Source organism: Bradyrhizobium sp. AUGA SZCCT0105 (assembly GCF_018129565.1).
Classification (GTDB): Bacteria; Pseudomonadota; Alphaproteobacteria; order Rhizobiales; family Xanthobacteraceae; genus Bradyrhizobium.
This window is the reverse complement of sequence record NZ_JAFCMK010000016.1, coordinates 56,777-80,211: the sequence shown is the minus strand read 5'-3', so window position 1 is coordinate 80,211 and position 23,435 is coordinate 56,777. Positions and strand designations below refer to the sequence as shown.

Sequence of the window (23,435 nt, the reverse complement as noted above, 5' to 3'; positions counted from 1 at the left end):
CGGTTTTTGGAGCCACCGCTAGCACTTGCTCGCTGCCCGCTCCATTGCAGAAAATCGGCAGATGGCAAGGCCGCTTCCGTTGAACTTATTCAAGTTTTTCGCCCCTTCGAGGGAGGCTCATCATCTGAAGGTTACCGGTTGTCCCCACGGCAGGCCGATACGACCATGCCGCGCGCCCGTCGAGGTATCTGGAAGGGGAGCTATGTGGAGGGTTCTAGCGCGCCCGCATCCGGGCGAACGGAAGCCGCTTGCTTCAACATCGCAATTCTCGAGGCAGCTTACGCCCGCCGACCCGGTTATGCTCAATCCGTGCGCATGCGGCTGTTGCCGCAGCGGGCTCTCGTTACCGCGCCGTGATAGCGACGCGGGCATGCAATGACCGCGGGTACCGAGGCGACCGCAGTCGCGAGACCGGTCAAGAAGGCACCCGAACGCGGGACAGCGATAGCGACACGGCGCTCGATCGCTGGTTGTCGCTGGGCTCATGCTTCGCACAAGGCCTGGCGATATCGTTGTAAATCCGGTCAACCGCGAACTCGATCTCGCCAATCAACGTCTCACGGTGAGCGCCGCCGCGAGCCAATGTGCGGTCGAATGTTCGTCAACGGACGCCAGGCAGCGGTACTCAATACGATCCGGCCCAACTCGCCTGGAAAGCGATATTTCCGATTCGGGTTGGGTATAAACGGCGCTTATACTCTATTCGGAACCGGCCGCCTCCAGCCGAGGTGAACTGCTCCAAGGCCGACGACTTTAAAATAGAAGGCGTCCTTGATGTGGCGCCTGCGCGAGTTCGATAGCGCTGTCGTCGCGACCCATGGTTGGTCGCCCGGCCTTCCAAATGAAAAAACCTTCATCGCGCACGAGCCGGCGCTCTCCCCACCGTCCGCCGGACGCTCCGGCGCCAGCGACCGGCGGCTCGCGCAGCGAGGCGATGGCGCCGCGCGGCCGGTGCTCGCGCTTGCCGGCATCTCGCTCTCGTTCGGTGGCGTCGACGCGTTGCGTGACATTGAGCTCGAGGTCGCAAGAGGCGAGATCCGCGCGGTGATCGGGCCTAATGGGGCCGGCAAGAGCTCGCTGCTCATCGACGCCCGGCTGCGGGAGACCTGTGCCTCCCGCGGCCGGCAACCTCACGGACCCCACCATGAGCGAATTCCTGCTCTCGGTCGACGCCCGAGGTCTTGTAGATCACCACGAAGCCGATCGCGGCCAGCGAGTACATCACGCCCGACAGCAGGCCGCCGACCAGCACTTCGATCAGGAACTGATAGTCGAACAACATGGCGTAGGCGATGCCGACCGACAGCGGATTCCAGGCGGCGACGCCGGGCCGGTTCTTCAAGCGCTCATAGACCTCGACGCCGCGTTCGACCTCGTACTGGGTCTCGCCCTCGTCCCAGGTCAGCTTGACGCCATTGACGCCGCCGTCGCGGATGTTGATCAGGTTCAGATAGTCGATGAAGCCGCCGAAGAAGCCGGTGCCGCCGGCGGCATAGGGCCCGACGCGGTAGCTTTGCAGCGGGAAGAACTGTTCGTCGGCGCGTGCCCCCGGCGCGCTGGCCAAAGCAAGCGCACCCACCACGCCCAACGCGAACTTCAAGTGTCGAAACTTCGTCATCGTCTACTCCTTCATTTTCAGTCTCGGGAAATGTGTTGCTGCGGCGCCCCTGTACGGCGAACCGCCGCGCGAAAACGGTCCCACAGCGCAATCAGTCCGCGCGGCTCGGCGATCAGGAAGGCGATGATCACCGCGCCAATCACGATGCGCTGGCTCATTTCCAGCACGCCGGAGTCGAACACGCCGCCGAGCAGGGACGCGCCCAGCCGCGACAGGACCAGCGGGAACACCACCATGAAGGCTGCGCCGACAAACGCGCCGCGCAGCGATGCTAATCCGCCGATGATGATGGCGATTGCGGGTGCAATTGTCGGCGGGCTCCTGATCGGCGCGATCGAGAAGCTCGCCGAGGTCTATGTCGGCCCGTTGTTCGGCGGCGGCATCGAGCGCCGACACGGATGAAAGTTCGGCCTCTCAGCATCAAACGATGCGTTCTGCATCAACAAAAGAATACCGCTTTCTCAAACTCGCTGAAAACGAGTTTGGCTTGGACTCGCTCGTGCCGGGTTTCTCTGAGAGTATTGATTGCTCGCCAATGGTGCTTGCGAGGGGAATGCGGATGACTTGCACGGGCCTCCTTGATCGATCTCGAACCTGCGTCGCGCCGCTGAAATCGTGCCGCGCGGCGCGTTGTTGCTGATCGCGCCAACCTTTCCCTGATTCAAATCTGGCGGCTCGAATGAGCCGCGTCGCAACCCGCTGAGCGGCTGCAGCGTGCTGCCTGCGTCACGTCCATCTCCAATCTAGAGCCCTTTAAGGTAAGTTCTTATGACCACGACCCATGACCCGATCAAATTCGCCTACTGGGTGCCGAATGTCAGCGGCGGCCTGGTGATCAGCAAGATCGAGCAGCGCACCGGCTGGGACATCGACTACAACCGTCGGCTCGCGCAGATCGCGGAACAGGCGGGGTTCGATTATGCCCTGAGTCAGATCCGCTTTACGGCTGGCTATGGCGCCGAATTCCAGCACGAGCCGGTCGCCTTCAGCCACGCGCTGCTCGCCGCGACGACTAAGCTGAAGGTGATCGCGGCGCTGCTGCCCGGACCGTGGAATCCGGCGGTCACGGCCAAGCAGATCGCAACCATCAGCCAGCTCACCGAGGGGCGCGTCGCCGTCAACATCGTCTCGGGCTGGTTCCGCGGCGAGTTCACGGCGATCGGTGAACCCTGGCTCGACCACGACGAACGCTACCGGCGCTCGGAAGAGTTTATCCGCGCCTTGCGTGGAATTTGGACGCAGAACAACTTCACCTTCCGCGGCGACTTCTATCGCTTCACGGATTACACCCTGAAGCCGAAGCCCGCCCAGCCGCTGCCCGAAATCTTCCAGGGTGGCAGTTCGCGCGCCGCGCGCGACATGGCGGCGCGGGTGTCGGACTGGTACTTCACCAACGGCAATTCGGTCGAGGAGATCAAGAAGCAGGTTGACGACATCAGGGCCAAGGCGAAGGCTAACAATCACAGCGTCAAGATCGGGGTCAATGCGTTCGCGATCGCGCGCGACAGCGAAGGCGAGGCGCGCACCGTCCTGAACGAGATCATCGCCAAGGCCGATCCGGAGGCGGTCAATGCCTTCGGACATGAGGTCAAGAACGCCGGCAAGGCCTCGCCGGAAGGCCAGGGCAATTGGGCGAAGTCGAGCTTCGAGGATCTCGTCCAGTACAATGACGGCTTCAAGACCAATCTGATCGGCACGCCGGAGCAGATCGCCGAGCGCATCGTCGCGCTCAAGGAGGTTGGGGTCGCGAGGCCGTGGACTTGGGCGCCCCACAACAGCTGCGCAGCGCCCTCGATCACGTAGGACAGGCCGAGGGTCGCCATGAACAGCGTGATCGGCGGCTGGTTGACCAGCGGTCGCAGCACCGCGCGCTCGACCGCGACACCGAGCGCGACCATGATCGAAAGCGTCGCCAGCAACGCGAGCGGTAAAGCGATGCCGCGCTCGACCAGGCTGACGAAAGTCAGCGCGGCGAACAGCAACATCGCACCTTGCGCGAAATTGGCGTGACGCGGCCGTCGCCCTCGTGATTGTCCCAGGTGACGTTGATCGAGTGGAACAGGCCCTTGGCGCCGAGCGCCTCGACCCGCGCCGGGTCGAGTTGCAGATGCTCAAAGCCCCAGCGCACCTCGTCTCCGGTCAGTGTGCGCTTGCCGAACTTGGCCTGCGCGATCCTGATGGCCTCGACATTGAGGATGCCGTTCACGTGCCGAGGTTGTGGTAGACGCTGCCGATCCGCTTTTTGTCGTCGAGATTGCCCTTGCCGGCGCCGTAGACCGTCTTGATCACCTCCTGCAGCACCGGATACTCGGCGCCGGACGCTTGCGTGGTGATCGCGATGTAACCCTTGGCGGCGTCGCCCGCCGGGATCACGTCCTCTTCGGAGTTGGACCAGACGTTGCCGATGATGTGATCGGTCGGGAAGCCGACCTTCTGCGCGGTCTTCAGCGCCACCGGATTCATCACGCCCCAGCCGCGCAGCACCACATAGTCGGGCTTGGCGCGCCGGATCGACAGCCATTGCGACTGCTGCTCGTTGCCGGGATGCGGCACCTCGATCTGCTCGACGCTGAAATGATATTTGTCGGCGAGCAGCTTGTAGATCGGGATCGTCTCCTTGCCGTAGGGCGAGCCGTGATAGAGCACGACGATCTTCTTGTCCTTCAACTTCTCGATGCCGCCTTCGCGGCTCGCGATGTAGTTCACGTGAGCAGCAGCGGAAAGACGTAGGGAAACACGCGGCCGTCAGTCGAATCGGTGCGGCCGTGATTGACCGTGATCAGCGGCACCTTGTCCTTGGTGATGCGGTCGATCACGATGCCCGAGGTCTCGCTGTAGGGATTGAGGGTGACCTTCGATTTGGCCATCGCCAAAGACGCAGTCGCGATCAGCCTCGCCGGCGCCTCGCACCGTGCGCGGCTAGCCGCAGCCGTGGAGGAGCAGGGAGCTGCCGCCCGGGAAATCAGTGCGAATACCCAACTCGCCGCGGGAGGCACTAGGATAGTCTCCCAGAGCGTCGCCGGGGTGGCGGAAGGAGCAGAAGCGTCCGGTGCGGCAGCTCAGAGCGTGATGAGGACGGCGCAGGTTCTGGATTCCGAGAGTAGCGCGCTGCGCGATCAGATAGGCATGTTCCTAAGCCGAATTCGGGCGACTTGAAAATGCGGGAGATTGGCCCTGAAGGAGGGGCGTCGCGTTCCTTGTGAAAGATCGCGAAGGTACGAATCCTTCTTCGATAGTCTGGTCCGCCCAGTGTCACGTCGCCAGTAGGTCTCCGATCGGGCCGAATGGCACGCTGCAGGGCATTGCTCTTGAAAGGGACGTGCAGGCGTTCCTTGATGTGCCATGTGCGCTCCGATCTGCCCGTTCTTGCGCCCAGAGAATCCTAACGATTTCAATGCCCAAGTGAATTCTTTGGTAGCAAGTTTCAAATCGGCTGAATCCGGTTCAGCAGCGCAATCAAGGTGGTCCGCTCGGTCTCATTGAGGGGCGCGAGCATTTGGCGATTGTAGAGTTCGGTGGTTCGCGCGGCGTCGTTGATAAGCTTGGCTCCCTTTGTGGTCAGGACGAGTTCGACGGCGCGACGGTCGGTCTTGGATTTGTTGCGCTTGATGAAGCCCGATGACTCAAGCTCGTTGAGGATCTTGATCAGATTCGGAAGCTTCAGCCGAAGCAGGCTCGCCAGACTGCTCGGGGGAACGCCGGGGTTGTCACGGATCAGGACGAGGATCGCATAGCTCGCCGGCGTCAGGCCGAAGTCGGCAAAGTGCTCATAAAAGCCCTCGAAAAACTTCAACTGTGCGAGGCGCAGCACGAAGCCTGGCGTTGCCTGAAGTTCTCGCAAATTCAGTGCTTTTTTCTCTACTGGTTGAGTTGGTTTCACGACTCGCAGGCTCCGTTTTCTCCATCGATCCGAGTTTACCTGCCCAAGACGAATTGACACCTCTCAAAATAGCTATAAAATATAACTATAATATATCAGCGGCGTTCAAGACCGCGAGAGGAGGAGACATTGAGCATCAAATTGCTGCGGCAAGCATGCATCTGGACCTTGGCCTTGATGCAGGCGCCGGCACTCGCCCAAGAGGCGGTGAAGATCGGCATTCTGAACGATCAGTCCGGCCCGTTTGCAAGCTATCAAGGCATCGGCTCGGACGTTGCCGCCAAAATGGCGGTCGAGGATTACGGAGGAAGAGCGGGCGGCAAGCCCGTCGAGATCGTTGCCGCCGATCATCAAAACAAAACTGACATCGGCATAGGCATCGCGCGGCGCTGGTACGAGAACGAGGGCGTCGATGCGATCTTCGACGTTCCCAATTCCTCAATCGCGCTCGCTGTCGCGGGCATGAGCGCCGAGAAGGACAAGGTCTTCGTGGGATCTGGCGCAGGCACCGCGCTTCTGACCGGAGAAAAGTGCACGCCGAACACCGTGCACTGGACCTATGACACCTATGCCTACGGACGCGGCCTGGGCAAAGCCATCGTGCAGCAGGGCGGCAAGAAGTGGTTCTTCATCACCGAGACTACGCCTTCGGTCATGATCTTGAGAAACAGGCTACCGAGGCCGTCAATGCTTCGGGCGGTCAAGTGCTGGGCGCCGTCCGTCACCCACTCGGAACGGCAGACTACGCCTCGTTTCTGTTGCAGGCCCAGGCATCCGGCGCCGATATCATTGGCTTTGCCAATGCCGGCGACGACACGATCAATTCTATGAAACAGGCTGCCGAGTTCGGGCTCAATAAGGACCGCAAACTCGCCGGACTAATTCTCGGTATGAACGGGCTACCCGCCCTTACTCTACGATTCGCCCAAGGCGCGCAGATCATGAACCCGTTCTATTGGGATCTCAACGACGGCACGCGATCTTTCGCTAAACGATTTGCCGAACGCATTCCATCAAAAGCCTATCCGAACGACATGCAGGCCGGTGTCTACGCCTCCGTCATTCATTATCTCAAGGCGGTCGACAAGGCTGGTGGAGCAAGGGATGGCAGGGCTGTCGTTGCCGCGATGAAGGATACTCCCACCGACGATCTGCTGTTCGGGAAGGGCTACATCCGCAAAGACGGCCGCAAGATCCATCCGCTCTACCTGCTGCAGGTCAAGGCGCCCGACGAGTCGAAGTCGGCCTGGGATCTTCTGAAGGTGGTGGGCACGATCAAGGGCGAGGATGCGTTCAGGCCTGAGAGCGAGGGCCACTGCGCTCTGGTGAAGCAATAGCAACGCAAGGGAGTCGACGATGAGTGGCATTGTTACTTATGGTGGCGACCCGTTTGCGCGCGACTTTCTGGCGGATCCGTATCCCGCCTACGAAGCCCTGCGCGCGCTCGGACCCGTCTTTCGGATCGAGCGCTACGACATTTGGGCGATGGCACGCTATAATGAGGTCGAGTCGACGCTGAAGGACTGGCGCACCTTCATCAGCGGCGAAGGTGTCGGCCTCAGCGGAATGAACCCTGCTTTGCCGAAGCCGCTGACGCTTCAAGTCGATCCCCCCGATCACGACAAGGGGCGCCGCGTGCTTAGCCGCACCCTGTCGCCAGGCATCGCAAAGAAGCTGCGCGAAACCTTCCAGAAGGAGGCCGAGACAAAGGTTTCGGAGCTGCTCGACAAAGGCACGTTCGACGCGATGCGCGATCTCGCGGTAGCCTATCCGATGAAGGTCTTTCCCGATGCCATCGGAATCCGGCCTGACGGACGGGAACAGCTGCTGGCCTGGAGCACTTTCGTGTTCAACAGCTTTGGCCCGGAGAATGAATTTCTTGTCTCTACTCGCGAGGCGGGTCTCGCTGCGCAAAAATGGATCATGGAGTGTTGCGCACGAAGCGCGTTGAGGCCCGACAGCCTCGGCATGATGATCTACCACGCCGCGGACGAAGGCGAAATCACCGAGCATGAGGCAATACATCTGGTGCGGCCATTTCTCACGGCCGGGATCGACACTACCGTCAACGGTATCGGAAATGCTGTGCTGGCGCTCGCTGCCCATCCGGCTGAGTATAAAAAGCTCCACCAAAGGCCGGAACTGGCGCGCAATGCCTTCGAGGAGGGTCTGCGTTATGATTCTCCATTGCAGACGTTCTTCCGGACGACCTCGCGCAGCGTCGAGATCGGCGCCAACGTAGTACCGGCTCATCAGAAGGTGTTGGTGTTCATGGCGTCGGCGAATCGCGATCCGACGAAGTGGTGCGATGCCGACCGCTTCAATGTAGAACGCAGCGCGACGGGGCATGTCGGTTTTGGCGCGGGGATTCACGCTTGCGTCGGTCAGATGATCGCCCGGCTCGAAGGCGAGCTAATCCTGGGAGAACTCGCAAGGCACGTGAGGAGCATCGAGCTTGCGGGCGAACCGGAACGCCTACTCAACAATACGCTTCGCGGGCTGAAGAGCCTGCCGGTCCGCATTAAGGCGGCCTAAGTTGCTGCGCAACGGGTACTCAGTTTTTCTCAATCTACCAGTCTGATGTTCCTGGGAGCCGCCAACCGCGATCCACGGCAATCGAAGGTTCCGGCGAACCGAGGCGACGCTACGACAATACGCCGCGCGGATTCGAAAGCCTTCCCACGACACTCACTTCAACCTGACGGACGCGCGATGATCACCATCACTTTTATCCATCCCAATGGAAGGCACGAGTGCGTCGAAGGCCTCGACGGTGAAAGCGTGATGCTCGCTGCGACTCAGCACGGACTTGTGGGCGTCGTCGCTGAATGCGGCGGCAATGCCATGTGTGCTACGTGCCACGTTTATGTCGACGAAGCGTGGCTCTCGCGTTTGCCGGGCTTAGGGAGCGAGGAAGATGCCCTGCTTGATGGCGTGGCGGACGAGCGGCTTCCAAGCAGTCGCCTCTCTTGTCAAATCAGGCTGAAGCCTGAGTTGGATGGTCTCGTGATGCGCTTGCCAGAGCGTCAGACTTGAGGTGACGAAACTACAGGCATGCACGCGCGGAAATGAGAGGAGGCAGAGAATCTTGAGGTTGTGGAGCAAGGGAACAAGGACAGGACTAGGCGTGCGTCCGTTTCTTGGCGCAGTTCTCTTGCTTGCAGTATTGCCACCGGCATTTGCCCAGGACTTCAAGGCAACTTGCGAAGGCCTCACTGAGCGGGTGCCAGCTGCGGGACGTATCACAGAAGCGAAGTTTGTGCCGGCTGGGCCGGTCGCACTCCTTCCACCTGCCCCAGCCGGTTCCACAATGCCGGTCCCTGATCATTGCCTCATCCATGGGAAGATTAACGAGCGAACCGGCATCGACGGCAAGCCGTATGCGATTGGATACGAGGTGCGCCTGCCGGCAAATTGGAATGGCAAATTTGTCTTCCAGGGCGGCGGCGGTGTCGACGGGGTGTTGCGGCTCGCGCTAGGTGTCATTGGATCTGGCACGCCACAACCAAATGGATTGTCCGCCGGTTACGCTGTGGCCTCGACCGATGCTGGGCATTTGGAGGAAAGCGGACCGATCGGTCCCTACCTGTTCGGTCTCGATCCGCAGGCACGAAGGGACCTTGGCTATAGCTCAATTCCGCCGGTCGCCACCGCTGCCAAAGCGCTGATCGCCAAGGTTTACGCCAAATCGCCGGCGAAATCTTATTTCGTTGGCTGCTCGAATGGCGGTCGACAGGCGATGATGGCAACACAGCGTTACCCCGAGATGTTTGATGGTGCGATCGCAGCCGCGCCCGCCTACCGCGTGCCCCTCGCGGGGATCGACGCTATTGGCCATACCCAGGCCTTCATGTCGGTCGCGCCTAAGGGGGACGACGGCAAACCCGACCTCGGCAGTGCGCTGAGCAAGGACGAACTCAGGTTGATCGCCGACGGTATTCTCGATGCGTGCGATGCAGCCGACGGCGTCAAGGACGGGATGGTCCAAAACATGGCGGCCTGCAAGTTCGACCCTGGGGTGCTTATCTGCAAGAAGGACCAGAGTAGCGCCTGCCTTCCGGCGGCGAAGGTTGATGTTGTGAAGCGTGTCTTCGCTGGTACCAGAAATTCAAAGGGTACCCTGATATATTCGGAGTGGCCCTACGATCCGGGGATCGCAGCGCCCGGCTGGGCTGCTTGGCGGATCGGGACGCCAAGGGCAGTTCCGCCCGACGCCCGAAATGTCACCCTCGTTCCGGGGAGCATCGCCTATGACCTCATGAGCCCGCCGGAGAAGCCGACAGATCTGCTCGACTGGGCTCTGAATTTTGACTTCGACCGCGATCCGCCCAAAGTCTACAAGGGCAAGAGCGAATTCGAAGCGGGCATGGAATTCGTGGCGGCAACGTCGACCGACCTCGATGACTTCAAGGCCAAGGGCGGAAAGATCATCTTCTTGCATGGCACGGCCGATCCGATCTTCTCGCCCTTTGACACGATCCGCTATCAAGAAGCCCTCCAAGCGAGGTATGGATCGGACACCGCCAATTTCAGCCGCGTCTTCCTGGTACCCGGAATGAACCATTGTGTGGGCGGGCCAGCCACCGATGAGTTTGATGCCCTCAGCGCGCTAGATGCTTGGATCGAAACCGGTGTGGCGCCCGACATGATCCTCGCAAAGGCTCGTAAAAGGCCTGATGTTCCCTGGCCAGGACGAACGCGCCCGCTTTGCCCATTTCCGAAGGTGTCTACTTACAAGGGCGGCGGCGATATCGCAGACGCGGGAAATTTTGAGTGTCGCTAACTGACGCAACCAAGTTTCGCTCCAAAACAACGATACGACGAAGGCAATTAATTGCTGCCTGAACCGCCGGGATGCATGCAGCCGCTTCGCCTACAATTTTCGTCAACCGTTACATTACCCCTAGTCGCCGCGCAAAGTGTAGCTTCCTAGCGTGGGGTCGGAGGACGGGTTTCTCGATGAAGAACACGTGGCGTGCAGAGCTCAAGCCGCTGCCCTATTCGAGAAGGCGCAATCGCATCTAACGCGTGGCCGCCCGGCAATAGCGGGCAAAAGCACCTTAATCACATCGTTGCCCACTGGGACCGGGTCTGAGCCGCCGCCATTGCCGCCGCGCCCCTTGTAGGAGCCGGCACCATCAGACGCCGCGCAGAAACCTGTACGTCGCCCACGCGCATTCGCCTGACCTGGGGAGGGGAGCGCAAAGAATTTTGCGGCCATCCGAGCACGGCGCGTCGCTCCTGCGCCGCTCTTCCGAAGAACTTGCAGATGCGGCGAGGGACATCTTGACAGCCAATCGCTTGCGAATATTTTTTGCGCCGGGAAATCTCTTTCCCGGCTTTCTCAACACCGAAAAGGATCGTGACGACCGTCGGGAGAGACGACGATGCTCGACGAAGTTCTTGCCCGCATCCGTGCGCACCGCAACAATATCCACCGCTATCGACGGTTGCTTCGGACGAAGCTCTCGGAGCTGAAGCCTCAGTTCATAGAAAGACGACTCGCGGAGGAGCAAACCGCGCTCGATCCTCTGGCCGCCGACACCTTCCCCGCGGATACCATTGCACTCGACGAAGCTCGCGCCGTTGCAGCCATTCGGCGTATGCGCAAACGTTTCAAAAAGCCAGAAATGACGCCAGCGGCTCGTGATGGAGCCTGCGGGAATTGATCGAGACGGTTGACGTCCTCAGGCAATCGTCGAATCGCTCTAGTCGATTCGACAGCGCCCAGCTGCAGTGGATAGGTCCCATCCACCGTCACTTCGACCGACTGGAAAAACGATTCGAACCAGACGTATTATTCAAATTGTCAGCGAACCATCTCTCTGATTCGGATATTCCATAATTACGGTATCCGAAGAGCGGCGCGCGCCAGCGAAGAACGCGGAAGAATGATCCACCGTATCACCACCTCCGATGGCCTGACGCCGGGTCCCAGCTTCCAAGTGGCGCGGCCCGACGCGATCCGCGACAAGCCTGGACGCGCCGAGACGTGGGGCGAGCTGAGCGCAAAACTGGCTATCGCGTTCAAAGATCAAGATCGCGGACGAGCAGGGCAGGATCGATCCCTATTCGTTTGGCAGTAACCGCATCGACGGATCCCCACCCCCGCTGGAATAGATGCTTCTAGTTTGTTTCTGTTATGGAACTTAGTACGTCTATCAGTCTGATTTTATGTGTCATTTATGTTCGCATAACATAGATTATGGAATATTTTCCTATTATCCAAAAGGCAAAATCTGCGCGCGACTATCACCGTCGGTAAGATTATCGGCGTCACCGAATCTCCAATCGGTTTCATATAACGTCTCCTTTTCCTGGCGCCTGCTTGCCTCACTCCGCAGCTTCAGCGGGCAGGCTCTTCAGCTCAGCAAATTTCGCCGCCATCGTCGGATTGCCCCGGGTCAACTTCTTGATCGTCACGTCCTGCGCCTTGTCATTCGCAAGGCGGAGATTGCGGTCTGCACCGATCAACGCATCCTTTGTTTTCTGGAGATGATCGATGGACTTATCTATCTCGGCGATCGCCGTCTGGAAGTGCCTGGAAGCAAGATCGTAGTTTTTCGAGAATGCGGACTTGAACGTCTCTAGCTGGCTTTCAAACTGTGTGATGTCGATATTCTGCGCTCTCACAAGCGCAAGCTCGGTTTTGTACTTGAGCGAATTGATGGCCGCATTCCGCAAGAGCGTAATCATCGGCAGGAAGAACTGCGGCCGGACGACATACATTTTCGGGTAACGGTGGAAGACATCGACGATGCCGGTATTGTAAAGTTCGTTGTCGGGTTCAAGCAGTGAGACCAAGATGGCGTATTCGCAGCCCTTATCGCTCCGGTCCCGGTCGAGCTCCTTCAGAAAATCTTCGTTCTTGCTTTTCGTCGCTGTTTTGTCGCTTTCGTTCTTCATCTCGAACATAATCGAGATGATCTCGGTCCCGGCCTCGTCCGAGTCCCGGAAAACGTAATCGCCCTTGCTGCCGGTCCGCGCGTCGTTGTCTTTCTCGAAATACGCCCGGGGAAATGCCATCGACCGCACCCGGTTGAATTCGGTCTCGCAGTGCTGTTCAAGGGTCTCCCCGACCATCTTGGTCGAGAGACGGGCCTTCATATCCTTAAGGCGCTCGATCGCGTCATCGCGATCCTTGATTTGCGTTTCGTACTTGTCCTTGAGCGACTGCTCAGAGAGCTGTTTTTCAAGCTGCACCTGCTTGATGCCGTTCTTCAGCTCGTCGCGCTCCTTTTCGATGGCGACGACCGCTTCCGTCAAGGCAAGCTTTTTCTCAAGCTCGAGAGCATGGAGCTTGGCCTTCAGCTCCTGGATTTCTTTTTCCTTGGCAGCGGCAATTTTGTGCTGTTCGCTGGCCAGAAGCGCTTCAGCAAGCTCCGCGGCCGCTTTCTTTTCGCGCTCGGACTCGACCAGCGCGTTCGCGAGCCTGTCACGCTCTTTTTCCACGGCGCTGAGCGCCTCCGTGACAGCAAGCTTCTGGGTGACCTCATTTCCCTCAAGCTTGGACTTCAACTGCCGGATTTCTGCGTCCTTCGCGGCCGCGATCTTCTGCAGATCGTTGCTCACCTGGGCCTTGGCCAGTTCAACAGCGCTTCGCTTGTCACGCTCGGCCAATTCCAGCCGTTCATGGAGTTGCTGCGCGAAATCCGCGTCACGCACCTGCTTCAGAATCTCGGCATAGCCCGACTCATCGACCTTGAAGGCCTTCGCACAGTGGGGACAGATGATCTCGTGCATGTTCCTGGCCGGCTGCGGGCCCGCAGAATCGGCATGGGCCCCTGAGAACAAAATTAGAACAAGCAATTTTGAAGGGTCAAGCTGAAAGGCGCCGCTTCGGGCATTTTGCTGTGGCAAACCCCCATCCTGCAGGCGCAGGCCAGGTTCAAGCAGCGGAGCGGAGCGCACCATCGGCGCATTCCCGCCAGGGCCGGCGCCTACTCGCGAGCCTGACGGCGAGCTGCACTCTCGGCGCGGATCATCGCGGTTCTCCAAAACGGCGCGTTTGATCTCGCGGACCTGAACTTCAGATACATCACTCAGAACCGCCCCCCGAGTAGCCAAAACAGAGATCGGCCCCGGCAACCATATTGCTGCCGAGGCCGATCTTGCTCTCAAATTGTCCAAATGCTTTCGCGGTTCAACCCGCAGTCCCGGGCTTCGTTCCATCGAACGTATGCCCACGGGTCGCTCTCGGAGTCGACGCCGTGACCGCGGTCGCAAAGATGGAACGGAGCCCGGAGTGCCTAGGAGTCCGGGTCTCCGCAACCGTAACAGCCACTGAGCGCGCGCTCTTGCCGCTCGGTACGGACTCAACTCTACTCCGACGCCATCCGTTCGCTTTGAGCCATCTCAACTTCGCGTAGCTGCTGCGATGGCGCCGCTCCGCAAGCGCGTCACGCTGTCAGCACGATCATCCATTCGGCGGGTGACCGAGTTCTAGAAGCTATCCCGCAAGGATGGACGGTCGGGCTGGTCAGCCGGAGCCTCGCTCCGGAGTACATGGATGCATTAGATATGGCGGAGGGAGAAATTCGGCGGCACATCGTCTCCTAGCTTCGCCCACCAAGAGCCTTGCCTTTCGGCTTGGGCAGCGCGGCCTTGAGCCGCTCGCGCTCAACGCAGAGCGTATCGATCTTGTCGAGCATTCGTTGGAGCAACGCTTCTGCCGAACAGGTGGCAATCCCGGCTCGCTCTAGCGTCAATATCTCCTTGCGCTGTCGTCCGACCTGCACGCGCATGCGCTCGATCTCGCCCCGAATGTAATCAAGGTCCGGCATCGTTTCGTCCCGCTGTATGAAGATGGCCCAGTGTACAAAACAGGAACAAATTGTCTAGTCGAAGGTTGGATGGAAAAGGAGATTTCGCATGGCCAACAACACTCAGAAGGACCCGGAGGATTGGGTGTCCGGGGGTGACCCGATGACCGGCGCCCAAGCCTCATACCTTAAGACTCTCGCCGAGCAGGCTCACCAGTCCATACCGGACCGGGAGCTGACCAAAGCCGAGGCTTCGGAGCTCATCGACGAACTACGAGCAAAGGCTGGGCTTTAGGAACGGCGTTCAGGCAATGCGGTTTCGTATCATTATTGTATGTCGTCATTCCGCTCCCTCTCAGTGACGGACGCTCGAAGGCGCTCAGCATGTCCGCACCACGTGCTAAACACTGGTCAGAAGCCGAAGACCGCGAACTTGTCGAACTAAAGCGACAGATGAAGCCGACCGCTGTAATTGCCAAAATATTGGGGCGGTCAGAGGAAGGCGTTAGACAGCGCCTGAACGGCATTGCCTTGCGAAAGCGCATCAAGCTGATGCGCCGGAAGTACCCGGAGTGTACGTCCGCGCCGCCTCCCGCGCCTACGTCGCATGCCGTACCTAAGAACGCCTCGACGAAGCTGAAATGAAACGATCTGCGCAATCTGCCGGTAACACTTGCCTGACAGCCTCCGGCGATTGACGCTCCGGGAGAATTTCAATGGTTGCCCTTTCAAAGCCTGTAGCGGAGGTTCACTCCTCCCGCAGACCGATTTCGAGCCTTGCTATTGTCGCGGCATTCAGCCTCGTTGGCTTGGTGCTGTCTCTCGCCCTTGCCCGCCACGGGATAGACATCTCCGCTGGCATGTAGCGCGCGGGACCACGCAAGCTAGTTGCCCTGCCCCGAGATTCGTATTCAAAGCAATCCGAGCAAGCTGAGCTCTTCATGCTTGATCACAACGGTCAGAGCTATCTCGGTTGCTCGTAGCTCTCCTCGCCACACCCGCGCCCATATTTCCGCGGGTTCAACGCCGAGGGCCGCAGCAACCTCGGAGATCGTCCAGCCTTGCGCGCGATGCCGAGCCTGCCACCGTTCATAGGCTATCGATCTCACCGGCTCGTCCTCCCAGTTAGTGCAGAGTGAGACGCGTTGGGGCAGGTTCAGTGATCCTTCCATCATAGCATTCAGTGAAGTACAGAAGCGCCGCTCGCGCAGTCGCGATGATCTGGTCTTTGATCTCTGGCTCGACGGTGGAGAGCGCTTCCTCGGCAGTCCATGTGGACGGTCGCGTCTCGCCAGTAGCGGCTTCCAGCACGCGGACGCAAAGCTCCTCTTCGTTCAACGTAATGACAGAGTCTACAATATTGCGTCGTGACATGGTGTCCCCCAACGTTCCTTGATCAGTTGAAGGTGAGCTGCGTCGCGCATTCCTGCAAGTCGGCTAAACTCTCGGTTGATGCTGGAGATCAAGGTTCGCTTGACACTCGACGTAAGCCACGCCGAAATCGCGCAGGACTTTCAACGAGGCCCCCCTCAGCCATGCGGTTAAAAAAAATTCGCAAGCAGGCTGCGAGGGGCAGGCCCGTCAGAAATCCTTCTTGGTGTCGATGTTACGCCCAATTCCAGACCGCTTGATGCGAAATAGTGTTCTTGGGGATAGCCTTGGTGGTGTCCGCCAATGGGATCATGCGGTAGTCAGGATACTTCTGACGGTGAACGCGCTTGCTCCGCTCGATATCGTGGCTTGATAACATCTGGCGGAGCGGCGATTGCTGGCGAATGATCAGTTGCTCCAGCGCTGGAACAGCTTCTTCGGGCATTGATCGAACAAAGGCGATGTCATCAGGATGGGAGATCATGATTCCGCCCAAAAGAACCGGCACCTGCCCGTCGTTAGCATCGGAGGACATCAGTCCTCCCGCAATGCGAAAGCATCGGCGGTGAGCCGTACATCCGGCAGCAAGCGCTCAGCGGCCGGTAAGTGCTCAGGCTGCAGTTTTTCAGTTCTCAGCCCCAGTTGCTCTGCCGTCACCGTGTTGATGCTCAGCGGAGCGATTTCAGGGCACGCGGCGAAGAGAGCGGCGACAGAGTACATATCGACGAAACTAGCACCGTCGAGCTTTACTGCCCGAATGCGCCCCTGTCTGATAAGCGAGTACAGCTTGGACTTGCCGAAGCCGATGAGCGTCAAGGCAGACTTGACGCGCTGGTAGCGAGCATGACCGGCGAAGGGGTCGCCCCGTGGTCGGAACAGTTGGTTGGTCAAATCAGAGTCCATTGCTGTGTACTTTCGTGTTCGGTTGTGCGGGGCCGCCAAGTTGCGGAACCCCCTCGCAGTTCCCTATGGCTAGTTATGTCGAATGCTGGCGCGTGACCCGTTCGCCCCGGGGGCCTTGGAAGAACCTTTTGCGCGAAAGGATGTTGGCGCGAATGCTATCGCCGTACCTCCGTGCGCTCTCCCGCCAATCGGCTTCGTCGGGGTCGATCTGCACGTCCTCCAAATCCTCTGGATGAACAATGCACTCGCGTTCACCGCGATCATGGCACTCCGCCAAGATTCCCTTCAGGTGTAAGAGCGTAGTGTAAACGGTCGGTGATCTCGATCCGAACCTTAATGCAAACCAACAGGCAACGTCGCGGTCGGTAGTCCAAGACAATCCAAACTCACCACCGGAGTCGTCGTCTTCGCGACGCTACACCCCCCGCCAAATGCGGCGCCGCTTCCTGCGCTTAGGCCCCGGCTAGACTATCGGCACTGGGAATACAGGGCCCAGCGCTGGAAAACATGACGCCGCCGGGACAAACCATTTCGGGCCCGGCGGCGTAGTTTTTCTAGATCCAAGCAGCCGCCCACTCGGGCGCGTCCGGAAGCGGCTTGTCGAGCAGGTCGGCGACCAACACGCCGAGGGCTACGCATTCGACGCACCCGGCCGTGTATTCGCCGTTTGTGCCGTCCCATTCGAAATGAAGGACCATTGAGGCTATGGCGCGCAGGCGTCGTTTAAGGATAGTTAAGCTAAGTTATTGGCAGATATCACGAAACTGTCGTAACCTCGCCACTTCAACGTTGATCAGGGGTCATGTGGATGATCCGGACTTTGGCGATCGGAATATGCTTGGTGGTTAAGAGTGCAGTGACAGCGCTCGGGGGAGATCCGGCGCCGGCACCCACCGTCGAGTATCCCGTAGCGGAGCGCGCTAAGAAGGCCGACCGGCTGTCACTCATCCCAGAGCGGGCGGTCGGTACCACGGTGAGCGCTCCCGCGATACAGCCAGCACCGATCGCACCGGCACCGCAGCCACCTGCCCCGCAAACAAAATCGATCCTAGAGCCTCGCGCTCTTCCTGTGGTCGCTCCACGTCGGCATGCAGCGGCCAATCCGGGTTTGAAAAAGAGCAAGCGGCTGGCCAGCAGCAAACCTGCTCAAGCCGTAAGCGTCGAAAGGCCGATCCGCACGGTCGATTGCAACGGGAACGCGCTGGATAGTCTGTTGCGGTCAATGCGGCTCAAGCCGGGCTGCTTGTAAGCTGTAGAAGAAACGACCCCGACGCCGGGGGGCGCCAGGGCCATCACTGAAACTCCCGCAGTTGGGGTTGGGCAACAGAAACCACGGAAGCACTAAACCGAACCTTCGGCGTTGCCACTTGTTCCCGACGCGGCTTCAGCCCACCCGGAGGTTTTCTGCGGACACCTTGCCGCGGTTTTCCCGCTCCTCGTAACTGACCTTAGCACCCTCATTCAGCGTGCTCAGTCCGGCTTTCTCAACCGCAGAGATGTGTACAAAAACATCCCTCCCGCCGCCTTCGGGCTGAATGAATCCATAGCCCTTGGTCGGATTGAACCACTTAACAGTACCTTATCGCCACTAGCGAAATCTCCCATTTAGTCAATGCGGCAACCTAGGTCGACAGTGCCGTATCTCGCAAGGCCAAACGAGCGAACACAATGAACGGCCCCGACGCGGGACACACGCCGAGGCCGCATTCCAATCTCCCGAGGTCGGGGGCAGTGACGCGGGAGGTAGATAGACGACTCGCGGCATTGCCGGCCGTTCCTGGCCGTGCCGTCAACTTGCCAGAAAACGATACAGTTCGTGCCGCCACAAAAGGCCCGATTAGGAAATCAGAAAGCGACCCGGCGCAGCCTTCTCTGAGGGACGGGACCGTTGGGGAACAGTTGAGTACGGTCACGTTTCGGGGGAGCTGGTGCGCCGCCACAACGCGCCGGCTCCTCTTTCGTTATCCTTCGCGTCGCTCAACAAGCTATCGACAAAACCGGGCTTTTCGCTGCTCATCGCGTCATTCCCTTCACGGTGTTCTTGTCTTTCCCGAGCTGGCGCATTGTCTCACTGGGGATCAGCTTTTTTGAATCCAACCGATTCATACCGATCGCAAACAGAAGTCCCGCAAGGACTGCGGCTACCACGGCCGACGTCAAATAGGACAGCGGCTGTGACCAACCGGCGGATATCAGAGCGGCAGAAAGCGCGAATAGCGTCATCACTAAAGCAGGGATAACGAGGACGGCACCGCCAACGAGAAAGCCGATTGCGGCACCCATGGTCTGGGCCTTTTGAGCCAATTCCGCCTTGGCAAGATCGACCTCGTTTTGGAAAAGCTTCGCGGCCTGTGAAATCGCCTCACCGAAAAGGCCCGATACCCCTCGCAGATCGTCCCGTCCCGTTTTGACATCGTCTTGAATGGTCATGTGAACTCGCCGCTCTCTGGCTAATCCGCCAGTGTGATGGTCTCGGACTGGCATTACCCTCGACTCGATCCGCCGGACCGCACCTCGTCGTTCTTTGAAGCCGCCGATCCATCGCTTCCCTGCGATGATGATCCGCCGTCCGCGGCCCTTAGAAACCGCACGGCGGCGAAGCCGGCGAGAACCGAGAGGCCGAGGAAGGCGGCCGGCTGACGCTTGGCGAAACCGGTGGCGTTATCGACGAGATCTCGGAAGCTGCCGTCGCGAATCTTCTCGCCAGCGCCCTCGACGTAGTCTGCCGCCGAACTGATCCCTTTTGCCGCAAACGGCGAATCGCTTTCAAACGCGCGTGCGGCCTCCCGAATATTGCCAGCAAAACGCTGGATGAAGTCGGCACCGGATTGCTGCTTGTCGCGCGCCCGATCTTGGAACTGGTCCATGGTCCCGGACGCCACGCCTTTCGTCGCTTCGGCTGCTTCCGCGAATTTCTCCCGGGCTGTATCGGTCGAAGCCCGAAGAGCGTCGCCAGCGCGCTCCTTCATTTCGGCGCCCGCGTCCTGCATCTGGTCCTTCAGCCGCTCCGACAGAGGGGTATCCGGCTTTTGGGCGGTATTTCGCTTGTTCAAGTCGAGATCGCTCATGGGTCGCCTCTTCAGGTCTTGGTATTCAAAGCGGTGATGTTTGAGGTATCGGAGTTTGAGGTATTGGCGTTGCGGTTTGAATCGAAGGCGGCCGCGACGATGTCATCCGCGGCGTCTTTAAGTTTCTCCGCGACGCCTTCCGTCATGCGGCTGGCATGTTTTCCGAGATCCGCATCGGCAACGCTGGAGACGACCGCATCCGCAGCCGATAACGCCGCGTCCTTTGCGGCCTCAAAACCTGATGCCGTGGCGTCGTTCGCAGCCTGCCTTACGTTGCCGCTTGCCCGCCCCATCACCTTGGTCTCGGCATCGGTCGACGGGAGGGCCGCGGCGATGATTGCGCCGATGGCGATACCCAGCCCGCCGATCCACGCGGCATTATCGCCGATCACTTCGCGTGCCTTGGCGGGAGCCTGTTGGGCGGTATCTCTGGCCGCATCGGCCGAGTCTTTTGCGCTGGTGCGAAGGCGGTCGAACACGTCCTTTGTCGCGTCCATGACCGCATCGACACCATCCGAAGCTTTGCCGGAGAGCGTCTCGAAGGTTTGGGTCGCTTTGTCCTTGAGATCGCCAGCGGCGTCAGCGGCCGTATCGGCCAGCCGCGCGGCTCCGCGGGCGGACGCAGCCGTCTGCAGAACACGGACGATCTGCCGGTGTGTTGGCCGGCTCGCGAACCGGCGGCACAAGCTATCTATCGCGACAGTGACCGCCGCTGACCGTGCGTGGCGTGCGCATCGCGCGATTGCGGCGTCGCTTCTTCTTTTGTGCCCGAGGGATATACCGACGAGCAGGTGCTTTTCCTCTCGGACATCTTTCCGACCGGCTACATGGCAGCGGAAAACTGCGACATCAAAAAAGGCCAGACCATCGCAGTTTGGGGCTGCGGACCGGTCGGCCTGTTTTCCATCATGTCGGCCTTCGTCCTGGGAGCCGAACGCGTGATCGCAATCGATACGATAAGAGAACGGCTGGATTTCGCCCGTGGTCTTGGGGCCGAGATCATCGACTATAAGGACGGCGACGTGCACGAAAGGATTCTTGCGCTGACGCAGGGTCAAGGCCCGGATGCGGTGATCGAAGCCGTCGGCATGGAAAGTATGGGCGCTGAATCGACCATGCAATCGGTCGCCTCCGCCGTCCAGTCCACGATCTCGGCCTCTGATCGTCCCTACGCTCTGAATCAAGCGATCATGTCCTGCCGGCCCGGCGGCATTGTTTCCGTTCCCGGTGTTTACATCGGCTCGGCGGTCCCCGCAGTGATGGGCGCCTTCATGAATAAGGGGCTGACGATGAAGACCGGTCAGACCCACGTTCACAAATACCTCAAAAAACTGATGAAGCTGATCGAGGAGGGCAAGGTCGATCCGGGCCAAATTATCAGCCATCGCACCGTCGATCTCGAAGACGGACCGGATCTCTATGAAACCTTCCGGGAAAAGAAGGACGGTTGCGTAAAAGTGGTCATGTTCCCCCACGGGAAGATGAGCGCTCCGGCGACAAGACTTCCCCATCCGACCGCCACGGCTGCTCCGTAACCTGAGTGAGCAGGAAGCGAACACGCTTGCGGATTCGACCCTGTCTAAATGCCTTCTTACTGCTTCAACGGCTCCGCCACATTGCGGGGCCGTTATTGCGTTCCGGCCTGCGCGCCGAACGCAGTTTCCGCCTGACGGACCAGGCCGCCACCGAGACGGAAAGCCACCCAAAAGACGCAGCGGCGAACGCACCGGCGACGCTGCGCTCGACCAATAACGAGAACAGGCCCGCGAACGCCAGCATACCCAGTGCCCCCCAGGGCGGCTCCCGCAGCGTCCAGAGCGGCGGCTTCCTGACCACGGCGCTCACCGCGCAGGCCCGCCTCCTGTTTCCGTCTCATCTCATGCTTCTCGATCAGCGTGGCACTGGCGCAGAAGATCGCCGGCAAGGCCAGAAAGAGCCCGCCGAACGAGGCGCCGTACCGGCTGCTGATCAGGCCGGTGAGCACAGTCGCAGCGCCCCCGAGCGTGAAGCGGACGGCGTATTCGTACCAACGACCTTCCCGCAGCGAGTTCACAGATATCTTGATGGGGCCCGTCATGCCTGCGCACCCGCAAGGATCCATATGTCAAAAGCCGCAGTCAGCCAGACGATGACGGACAGCATCGTGGCCGGCAACGCACGCATGCGCGCCCGCATCAAGAGCTGACAGACGACTACGCTGTAGGCGACAAGCGCGATGGCGCCAGCCATCATCGGATTGGTCTGTGCAGCCGCGTATGCCGTTCCGTGCATATAGACCGCTATTCCGAGCGTCGCCAGCGCAACCGAAGGAGCGGCACCGAACAGACCGGCGAAACTCTTCGGCTTCAGCACGTCACCCAACATGGCGAATGCCGACACTACCGCGCCGCCGATCAGGAATCGGACGACGTACTCGCTCATTTGGGCTTCTTCCAAAGCTTCGGCAGCGGACCGTTCGCTCCGTAAACCGGATCCTTCCGCGGCACGGGCACCTTCGGGATCGTCTTGAGTGCACGCGGACGGTCCTCGACGGTGGTGCATTCGTCGTAGGTGCCCGCCGCCGGATAAGCCCCAACGACGAGGAAATCATCATCCGCCGATAGGCACTGATGCCCTGTCCCGGCCGGTAGGACCGCGACGTCGCCTGCCTTCAGCGTGAATATCCGGCCTTTGCATCCGCCGAAGCGTACCCGCCCCTTGCCACGGGCGATACCGAGCACCTCATGGATGCGTGAGTGGAAATGGACATAGTTGTAGATGCCGTCGCGCCAGGTATCTCCCCAACCGTTGGATTCGAAAAGATCCTCCATCACGGCCGCAGGATCGTGGCCTCCGCCGAGATCAACGGCGCTTCGATAGATGACGAACGGGCATCGCGGATGGTTTGGAGCGAGGCCGTCGTCCTTGAACCGAACCTTGTGAGGCTTTCGCGGTCGCGCCAGGTCAGGGGCCGCATCCTTGCCCGGTCTGCGCAGACCCGTCGCCCGCTGCATGTATTCCTTCACATCCTCAAGGATCGGCATGGTCGTCCTCCTTCTGTGATCTCATCGGATACCCGGTCCACAGGCGCAGCAGTCGCTTCATCGCGGCACCGAGCGCGAAGCCCGCAGCCACGTCGCCAATGCGCCAGCACTACGATCCGCGTCAGTGAAAGCCCGACCGCCAAGGTCCGGATCACTTGCCGCGGCAGAGGCGACAACGTGCCCACAGCGGATGCCAATGCGCCCATGTGCAGCGCATGGCCCGAAGGAAAGGCGTCCTCTCGCTTTCCCGAAAACGAGGCCCCGTGGAGATGACCGAGCACCGTCGTACGATCCGGGCGCGTCTAGTCGAAGACCGTTTTCAGGCCGTGAGGCGCCAGCGAGGCCGCGACTGTGACCAGGAGGGCGTGGTTGCCAGCGCGCTGCAACCGCTCTGACCTGCCCCTCGTCGCAGCCCAGCCGGCGATGGCCAAAGCCAGGAGAATCTTCTCGTCGGCGCCCCACGTCAGTCCGCGGCTGACCACCTCCGCGCGGTGGTTTGTCTTGCGTGCCACAGTTCGCGCAATGAGTACATCAGGTTTGGTAGGTTTGACTGTAACTAGCGCCATCAACCTCGTCCGTGGCGTCGTTGCGTAGCTTCGGCGCCTCGTTAAATTGCGCTGCTGCAACCATCATAACGTTTAAGGGAGTTCCGAGTTCATCGGCGTGGGCGCGATTCGCGGCGCGGCGAGGCAGGTGCTGGAGACGATACTGCCCGGCAAGAAATAACGGGGTCGCGTACGAGGCGTTGCTACCGATCGCTGCAGTTTTGCAGGTTGCTGCTCACGGAGGGCGTCGGCGCCCACACCCTGC

18 protein-coding genes and 11 pseudogenes are annotated in these 23,435 nt (G+C 60.0%); 11 read left to right on the top strand and 18 right to left on the bottom strand.

The window, feature by feature from the left end; all coding sequences use genetic code 11:
• Positions 1 to 774: 774 nt before the first annotated feature.
• Positions 775 to 1,083 (top strand): annotated as a pseudogene (locus JQ573_RS40835) (ATP-binding cassette domain-containing protein); the annotation flags it as partial.
• A gap of 52 nt (positions 1,084 to 1,135) precedes the next feature.
• Here the strand turns inward: JQ573_RS40835 and JQ573_RS40980 are convergent.
• The 3 pseudogenes from JQ573_RS40980 to JQ573_RS37935 form a co-directional block, all read right to left on the bottom strand.
• Positions 1,136 to 1,282 (bottom strand): annotated as a pseudogene (locus JQ573_RS40980) (branched-chain amino acid ABC transporter permease); the annotation flags it as partial.
• Positions 1,277 to 1,618, bottom strand: a pseudogene (locus JQ573_RS37940) (ABC transporter substrate-binding protein); the annotation flags it as partial. The pseudogenes JQ573_RS37940 and JQ573_RS40980, both read right to left, overlap by 6 nt.
• Before the next feature lie 17 nt (positions 1,619 to 1,635).
• Positions 1,636 to 1,908, bottom strand: a pseudogene (locus JQ573_RS37935) (branched-chain amino acid ABC transporter permease); the annotation flags it as partial.
• 1 nt (position 1,909) lies between these two features.
• Between JQ573_RS37935 and JQ573_RS37930 the strand changes: the two are divergent.
• Positions 1,910 to 2,005, top strand: a pseudogene (locus tag JQ573_RS37930) (branched-chain amino acid ABC transporter permease); the annotation flags it as partial.
• 381 nt (positions 2,006 to 2,386) lie between these two features.
• Positions 2,387 to 3,364 (top strand): annotated as a pseudogene (sfnG, locus tag JQ573_RS37925) (dimethylsulfone monooxygenase SfnG); the annotation flags it as partial.
• Positions 3,365 to 3,366: 2 nt separating this feature from the next.
• On the opposite strand, the pseudogene JQ573_RS37920 reads toward sfnG, so the two are convergent.
• From JQ573_RS37920 to JQ573_RS37910, 3 genes and pseudogenes are all read right to left on the bottom strand, one after another.
• Positions 3,367 to 3,621 (bottom strand): annotated as a pseudogene (locus tag JQ573_RS37920) (branched-chain amino acid ABC transporter permease); the annotation flags it as partial.
• Between the two features lie 2 nt (positions 3,622 to 3,623).
• A pseudogene (locus JQ573_RS37915) lies at positions 3,624 to 4,434 on the bottom strand (ABC transporter substrate-binding protein); the annotation flags it as partial.
• Between the two features lie 608 nt (positions 4,435 to 5,042).
• The gene (locus JQ573_RS37910; RefSeq protein WP_312011743.1) at positions 5,043 to 5,498 is read right to left on the bottom strand and encodes a MarR family transcriptional regulator; all 456 of its coding nucleotides are present in this window, start codon (positions 5,496 to 5,498) and stop codon (positions 5,043 to 5,045) included.
• Between the two features lie 177 nt (positions 5,499 to 5,675).
• Between JQ573_RS37910 and JQ573_RS37905 the strand changes: the two are divergent.
• The 6 genes and pseudogenes from JQ573_RS37905 (at position 5,676) to JQ573_RS37880 (ending at position 11,584) form a co-directional block, all read left to right on the top strand.
• Positions 5,676 to 6,835: pseudogene (locus JQ573_RS37905) on the top strand (ABC transporter substrate-binding protein).
• A 19-nt stretch (positions 6,836 to 6,854) separates the two neighbouring features.
• On the top strand, positions 6,855 to 8,033 hold the full coding sequence (locus JQ573_RS37900; protein ID WP_212320043.1) for a cytochrome P450: 1,179 nt from the start codon (positions 6,855 to 6,857) through the stop codon (positions 8,031 to 8,033).
• Positions 8,034 to 8,210: 177 nt separating this feature from the next.
• On the top strand, positions 8,211 to 8,534 hold the full coding sequence (locus JQ573_RS37895; RefSeq protein ID WP_212320045.1) for a 2Fe-2S iron-sulfur cluster-binding protein: 324 nt from the start codon (positions 8,211 to 8,213) through the stop codon (positions 8,532 to 8,534).
• Positions 8,535 to 8,808: 274 nt separating this feature from the next.
• The gene (locus tag JQ573_RS37890; RefSeq protein ID WP_249132727.1) at positions 8,809 to 10,281 is read left to right on the top strand and encodes a tannase/feruloyl esterase family alpha/beta hydrolase; all 1,473 of its coding nucleotides are present in this window, start codon (positions 8,809 to 8,811) and stop codon (positions 10,279 to 10,281) included.
• A 604-nt stretch (positions 10,282 to 10,885) separates the two neighbouring features.
• Positions 10,886 to 11,167 carry a hypothetical protein gene (locus tag JQ573_RS37885; RefSeq protein ID WP_212320049.1) on the top strand — a complete coding sequence of 94 codons (282 nt, stop codon included), beginning with the start codon at positions 10,886 to 10,888 and terminating at the stop codon, positions 11,165 to 11,167.
• A 222-nt stretch (positions 11,168 to 11,389) separates the two neighbouring features.
• Entirely contained in the window at positions 11,390 to 11,584 is a 195-nt protein-coding gene (locus tag JQ573_RS37880) for a hypothetical protein (RefSeq protein ID WP_212320097.1), read from the top strand.
• A 247-nt stretch (positions 11,585 to 11,831) separates the two neighbouring features.
• Here JQ573_RS37880 and JQ573_RS37875 read toward each other — a convergent pair whose 3' ends face one another.
• Together JQ573_RS37875 and JQ573_RS37870 are read right to left on the bottom strand one after the other, a co-directional pair.
• The gene (locus JQ573_RS37875; RefSeq protein ID WP_212320089.1) at positions 11,832 to 13,241 is read right to left on the bottom strand and encodes a DUF2130 domain-containing protein; all 1,410 of its coding nucleotides are present in this window, start codon (positions 13,239 to 13,241) and stop codon (positions 11,832 to 11,834) included.
• An 812-nt stretch (positions 13,242 to 14,053) separates the two neighbouring features.
• Positions 14,054 to 14,281 (bottom strand): hypothetical protein, encoded by a 228-nt coding sequence (locus tag JQ573_RS37870; RefSeq protein WP_212320051.1) that lies wholly within the window; start codon positions 14,279 to 14,281, stop codon positions 14,054 to 14,056.
• An 88-nt stretch (positions 14,282 to 14,369) separates the two neighbouring features.
• On the opposite strand from JQ573_RS37870, the gene JQ573_RS37865 reads away from it, so the two are divergent.
• A complete protein-coding gene (locus JQ573_RS37865) occupies positions 14,370 to 14,555 on the top strand; it encodes a DUF3072 domain-containing protein (protein WP_212320052.1) in 186 nt (61 codons plus the stop codon).
• A 1,311-nt stretch (positions 14,556 to 15,866) separates the two neighbouring features.
• Here the strand turns inward: JQ573_RS37865 and JQ573_RS37860 are convergent.
• The 6 genes and pseudogenes from JQ573_RS37860 to JQ573_RS37835 form a co-directional block, all read right to left on the bottom strand.
• Positions 15,867 to 16,166, bottom strand: coding sequence for a hypothetical protein (locus JQ573_RS37860; RefSeq protein WP_212320054.1), 300 nt, complete (start codon positions 16,164 to 16,166; stop codon positions 15,867 to 15,869).
• On the bottom strand, positions 16,166 to 16,534 hold the full coding sequence (locus tag JQ573_RS37855; protein ID WP_212320056.1) for a hypothetical protein: 369 nt from the start codon (positions 16,532 to 16,534) through the stop codon (positions 16,166 to 16,168). The genes JQ573_RS37860 and JQ573_RS37855 overlap by 1 nt, the downstream gene beginning before the upstream one ends.
• A gap of 1,384 nt (positions 16,535 to 17,918) precedes the next feature.
• A pseudogene (locus JQ573_RS37850) lies at positions 17,919 to 18,113 on the bottom strand (cold-shock protein); the annotation flags it as partial.
• 434 nt (positions 18,114 to 18,547) lie between these two features.
• Positions 18,548 to 18,964, bottom strand: coding sequence for a phage holin family protein (locus tag JQ573_RS37845; protein ID WP_212320058.1), 417 nt, complete (start codon positions 18,962 to 18,964; stop codon positions 18,548 to 18,550).
• Between the two features lie 53 nt (positions 18,965 to 19,017).
• Positions 19,018 to 19,602, bottom strand: a complete 585-nt coding sequence (locus JQ573_RS37840; RefSeq protein WP_212320060.1) for a hypothetical protein — start codon at positions 19,600 to 19,602, stop codon at positions 19,018 to 19,020.
• A gap of 11 nt (positions 19,603 to 19,613) precedes the next feature.
• On the bottom strand, positions 19,614 to 20,288 hold the full coding sequence (locus JQ573_RS37835) for a hypothetical protein (RefSeq protein ID WP_212320062.1): 675 nt from the start codon (positions 20,286 to 20,288) through the stop codon (positions 19,614 to 19,616).
• 36 nt (positions 20,289 to 20,324) lie between these two features.
• Between JQ573_RS37835 and JQ573_RS37830 the strand changes: the two genes are divergently transcribed.
• Positions 20,325 to 21,137, top strand: coding sequence for a zinc-binding dehydrogenase (locus JQ573_RS37830; protein WP_312011742.1), 813 nt, complete (start codon positions 20,325 to 20,327; stop codon positions 21,135 to 21,137).
• A gap of 64 nt (positions 21,138 to 21,201) precedes the next feature.
• On the opposite strand, the pseudogene JQ573_RS37825 reads toward JQ573_RS37830, so the two are convergent.
• From JQ573_RS37825 to JQ573_RS40975, 4 genes and pseudogenes are all read right to left on the bottom strand, one after another.
• A pseudogene (locus JQ573_RS37825) lies at positions 21,202 to 21,679 on the bottom strand (DUF3147 family protein).
• On the bottom strand, positions 21,676 to 22,023 hold the full coding sequence (locus JQ573_RS37820; protein ID WP_212320064.1) for a DUF3147 family protein: 348 nt from the start codon (positions 22,021 to 22,023) through the stop codon (positions 21,676 to 21,678). Before JQ573_RS37820 ends, JQ573_RS37825 begins: the two are co-directional and overlap by 4 nt.
• A complete protein-coding gene (locus tag JQ573_RS37815; protein WP_212320066.1) occupies positions 22,020 to 22,625 on the bottom strand; it encodes a cupin domain-containing protein in 606 nt (201 codons plus the stop codon). The genes JQ573_RS37820 and JQ573_RS37815 overlap by 4 nt, the downstream gene beginning before the upstream one ends.
• Complete coding sequence (locus tag JQ573_RS40975; protein WP_409334727.1) at positions 22,604 to 22,906, bottom strand: phosphatase PAP2 family protein; 303 nt, start codon at positions 22,904 to 22,906, stop codon at positions 22,604 to 22,606. Before JQ573_RS40975 ends, JQ573_RS37815 begins: the two co-directional genes overlap by 22 nt.
• Positions 22,907 to 23,435: the final 529 nt, after the last annotated feature.

Coding starts and splice junctions, on each gene's coding strand:
- JQ573_RS37820 (WP_212320064.1), bottom strand. CDS start 22,023: ATGAGCGAGTACGTCGTCCGATTCCTGATCGGCGGCGCGGTAGTGTCG.
- JQ573_RS37870 (WP_212320051.1), bottom strand. CDS start 14,281: ATGCCGGACCTTGATTACATTCGGGGCGAGATCGAGCGCATGCGCGTG.
- JQ573_RS37900 (WP_212320043.1), top strand. CDS start 6,855: ATGAGTGGCATTGTTACTTATGGTGGCGACCCGTTTGCGCGCGACTTT.
- JQ573_RS37845 (WP_212320058.1), bottom strand. CDS start 18,964: ATGACCATTCAAGACGATGTCAAAACGGGACGGGACGATCTGCGAGGG.
- JQ573_RS37880 (WP_212320097.1), top strand. CDS start 11,390: ATGATCCACCGTATCACCACCTCCGATGGCCTGACGCCGGGTCCCAGC.
- JQ573_RS37885 (WP_212320049.1), top strand. CDS start 10,886: ATGCTCGACGAAGTTCTTGCCCGCATCCGTGCGCACCGCAACAATATC.
- JQ573_RS37890 (WP_249132727.1), top strand. CDS start 8,809: ATGCCGGTCCCTGATCATTGCCTCATCCATGGGAAGATTAACGAGCGA.
- JQ573_RS37860 (WP_212320054.1), bottom strand. CDS start 16,166: ATGTCCTCCGATGCTAACGACGGGCAGGTGCCGGTTCTTTTGGGCGGA.
- JQ573_RS37815 (WP_212320066.1), bottom strand. CDS start 22,625: ATGCCGATCCTTGAGGATGTGAAGGAATACATGCAGCGGGCGACGGGT.
- JQ573_RS37840 (WP_212320060.1), bottom strand. CDS start 19,602: ATGAGCGATCTCGACTTGAACAAGCGAAATACCGCCCAAAAGCCGGAT.
- JQ573_RS37865 (WP_212320052.1), top strand. CDS start 14,370: ATGGCCAACAACACTCAGAAGGACCCGGAGGATTGGGTGTCCGGGGGT.
- JQ573_RS37855 (WP_212320056.1), bottom strand. CDS start 16,534: ATGGACTCTGATTTGACCAACCAACTGTTCCGACCACGGGGCGACCCC.
- JQ573_RS37895 (WP_212320045.1), top strand. CDS start 8,211: ATGATCACCATCACTTTTATCCATCCCAATGGAAGGCACGAGTGCGTC.
- JQ573_RS37875 (WP_212320089.1), bottom strand. CDS start 13,241: ATGCACGAGATCATCTGTCCCCACTGTGCGAAGGCCTTCAAGGTCGAT.